Origin of the sequence: Mycobacterium sp. (assembly GCF_049673265.1) — a bacterium.
Lineage (GTDB): Bacteria > Actinomycetota > Actinomycetes > Mycobacteriales > Mycobacteriaceae > Mycobacterium.
This window is the reverse complement of record NZ_JBATXN010000706.1, coordinates 1-3,290: the sequence shown is the minus strand read 5'-3', so window position 1 is coordinate 3,290 and position 3,290 is coordinate 1. Positions and strand designations below refer to the sequence as shown.

3 protein-coding genes are annotated in these 3,290 nt (G+C 66.1%); 2 read left to right on the top strand and 1 reads right to left on the bottom strand.

Going from position 1 to position 3,290, the window contains the following annotated elements; all coding sequences use genetic code 11:
* The coding region (locus tag WBF82_RS23940) for an AAA family ATPase (RefSeq protein WP_424385411.1) at positions 1 to 615 on the bottom strand (615 nt) is incomplete at its 3' end.
* A 117-nt stretch (positions 616 to 732) separates the two neighbouring features.
* On the opposite strand from WBF82_RS23940, the gene WBF82_RS23935 reads away from it, so the two are divergent.
* The gene (locus WBF82_RS23935; protein WP_424385410.1) at positions 733 to 1,221 is read left to right on the top strand and encodes a TIGR00730 family Rossman fold protein; all 489 of its coding nucleotides are present in this window, start codon (positions 733 to 735) and stop codon (positions 1,219 to 1,221) included.
* A 65-nt stretch (positions 1,222 to 1,286) separates the two neighbouring features.
* Positions 1,287 to 3,068 (top strand): long-chain-acyl-CoA synthetase FadD6, encoded by a 1,782-nt coding sequence (fadD6, locus tag WBF82_RS23930; protein ID WP_424385409.1) that lies wholly within the window; start codon positions 1,287 to 1,289, stop codon positions 3,066 to 3,068.
* Positions 3,069 to 3,290: the final 222 nt, after the last annotated feature.

Here is a 3,290-nt window from a genome sequence, read left to right as displayed (position 1 = left end):
CAGATGCAGCGGGTTGCCGTGGCTGCGGTTGAACACCTCGTCGATCTCCGCCGGATCCGGCGACGCGCCCAGCGCCGATTCCAGCACCGCCGCGGTCGCCGCCCTATCCAGCGGCTCGACCTCGACCAGGTCCAGCAGCTCATCGGCCGGCAGCGCCGCGATCGCATCGGGCAGCTCGGCGCCGGCGCGGACCGTGACGACCAGCTGCGCCGAGCGGCTCAGTGCCAGCTGGTACACCAAGGTGGCTGACAGGTGATCCAGGTGGTGTGCGTCGTCAATCACGAACAACAGCTCATCGCCGTCGCTGATCAGCGAATGGGCGGCCGCGCGCAGGAAGTCGGCGGGCCTGCCGGTCCCGGCGATGTCAGTGATCTGCAGTAAGTCGCCGAACGCACCGAAGGGAACGATCTGCTCGGTCGCGGTGCCCACCACCCACCGGACGCTCGTCGAAGGCTTATCCGCGGCGAACCTCTTGGCGGCAGCGCGGGCGAGCAGCGTCTTGCCGACACCGTCGGTCCCGACCAGCACCGCGCCGGACCGCTGGGAGTCGCCCAATGCGTCCGCGACCCGGTTCAGCATGGCGTCGGGCGGCGCGGCAACCCAAGCAGTCGGCACCGCCGGATTTTATCGGCAAGGCGGTCTGGTACATCGTCTACTACGGTTTCGACTGTGCCCTCAAAAAGCCAGTGGGCGGTTTGTGTGTACTGAGCGTCCGGGCCAACCCATCCTGAGTTGCTGGCGCTGGCCGCCGAACTCGGCGAGGCGATCGCCGACCGCGGCGGGACTCTGGTTTGGGGCGGTGGCAACGTCTCGGCGATGGGCGCGTTGGCCACCGCCGCGCGGGCCCGCGGCGCCTGGACCGTTGGCGTCATCCCCAAGATGCTGCTGCGCCGCGAAGTCGCTGACACCGACGCTGACGAGCTGATCGTCACCGACACCATGCGGGAGCGCAAACAGATCATGGAAGAGCGCGCCGATGCGTTCATCGCGCTGCCGGGCGGCATCGGCACGCTGGAAGAGCTGTTTGAGGCCTGGACCGGCGGGTATCTGGGTATGCACGGCAAGCCGGTCGTGATGCTCGATCCGGCGGGACACTTCGACGGGTTGCGTGCATGGCTTTACGGACTGGTCGACAGCGGATATGTCGCGCAAGCCGCATTGGACCGGCTGGTGGTCGTCGACGAGGTGGGTGACGCACTCGCCGCCTGCGCACCCGAATGAGTTAGTGAGCCGTTACGGATTAGGCTGGCCGCGCATACAGCGGTTCAGCAAAGCGAGGGATAACAGTGTCTGAACACGACTCCGGTACCCGCTCCTCCGTCGGGTTGGTCGATATCGCCACCCGGGTGCCCGGGGTGTTAGCCGACGTTCCGGTGATGGTCCGCGGCGTGCTCACCGGGCTGTTGGCCCGTCCGACCTCCAAGACGTCGATCGGCAAAGTGTTCCAGGAACGCGCTGCCCGGTACGGCGACCGGGTGTTCCTTCGGTTCGGCGAGCAGCAGTTGACCTATCGCGAGGCCAATGCGACCGCCAACCGCTACGCCGCGGCGCTGGCGGCCCGCGGCGTCGGTCGCGGCGACGTCGTCGGGGTGATGCTGCGAAACTCACCGAATGCGGTGCTGATGATGCTGGCCGTGGTCAAATGCGGCGCGATCGCGGGGATGCTCAACTACCACCAGCGCGGCGAGGTGCTGGCGCACAGCCTGGGCTTGCTGGACGCCAAAGTGCTCGTCATTGAATCCGACCTGATCGACGCGGTAGACGAATGCGGCGGCGCCGGCATTGCGCCGACGACGATCGAGGAGATGGAGCGCCTGGCAGCCACCGCGCCCACGACCAACCCGGCGTCGGCGTCGGCGGTGCTGGCCAAGGACACCGCGTTCTACATCTTCACTTCGGGCACGACGGGGCATCCCAAGGCCAGCGTGATGACGCATCGTCGGTGGTTGTCGGCTTTGGCGGCGTTCGGCGGGCTGGGCTTGCGGCTGAGGGGTTCCGATACGTTGTACAGCTGCCTGCCGCTGTACCACAACAATGCGTTGACCGTTGCGGTCGGATCGGTGATCAACTCGGGGGCAACCCTGGCCCTGGGCAAGTCCTTTTCGGCGTCGCGGTTTTGGGACGAGGTGATCGCCAGCGACGCAACGGCATTCATCTATATCGGCGAGGTGTGCCGCTATCTGCTCAACCAGCCGGCCAAGCCGACCGATCGCGCCCACAAAGTGCGGGTGATTGCCGGCAACGGGTTGCGTCCGGAGATTTGGGACGAGTTCACGGCCCGGTTCGGTATCGAGCGGGTTTGCGAGTTCTACGCGGCCAGTGAGGGCAACACCGCGTTCATCAACATCTTCAATGTCCCCCGATCGACGGGCATTGCGCCGATGCCGCTGGCCTACGTGCAGTACGACCCCGACACCGGCGAGCCGCTGCGCGGTGAGAATGGCCGGGTGCAGCGGGTGCCCGCTGGCGAGCCGGGCCTGTTAATCAGCCCGGTGAACCGCCTGCAACCGTTTGACGGTTACACCGATCCCAGCGCGAGTGAAAAGAAGTTGGTGCGCAACGCCTTTCGCGAGGGCGACTGCTGGTTCAACACCGGTGACGTGATGAGCCCGCAGGGCATGGGTCATGCCGCGTTTGTCGATCGGCTCGGCGATACCTTCCGCTGGAAGGGCGAGAACGTCGCGACGACGCAAGTGGAACGCGCGCTGGCCGCCGACAAGTCCGTCGAGGAGTGTGCTGTGTTCGGTGTGGAGATTCCCCGCACCGGCGGGCGCGCCGGGATGGCCGCGGTCAAGCTCCGCGACGGCGTCGAGTTCGACGGGAAGGCCGTTGCCCACACCGTGTACGACCAGCTGCCGGGATACGCACTGCCGCTGTTTGTACGAGTGGTCGAGTCGATAGAGCACACCACCACGTTCAAGAGCCGCAAGGTGGATCTGCGCGAGCAGGGTTACGGCCCCGACATCGAGGACCCGCTGTACGTGTTGGCCGGCCGCGACGAGGGTTATGTGCCGTTCTACGACGAATATCCCGGCGAGGTGGCGGCCGGTAAGCGACCGCAGGGCTAACAACAGCCACAGCAGCACCGTCAGGTGGGTGCCACCCGTTTTTCAAAAGTGATGCACATGCGATATCGCCCAGCACGGTGATATCACCCCTGGCGTCGAAATGAAAAGACAGTGATCACTGACTCAGCGGCCGGAGAGGCTCCTGGGGCCGGTGAGGTTCGGCCCGACCCTCAGCGCTCCGCCAGGGCAGCGACGGGCACCATGGATGAGTGCACTCCACCC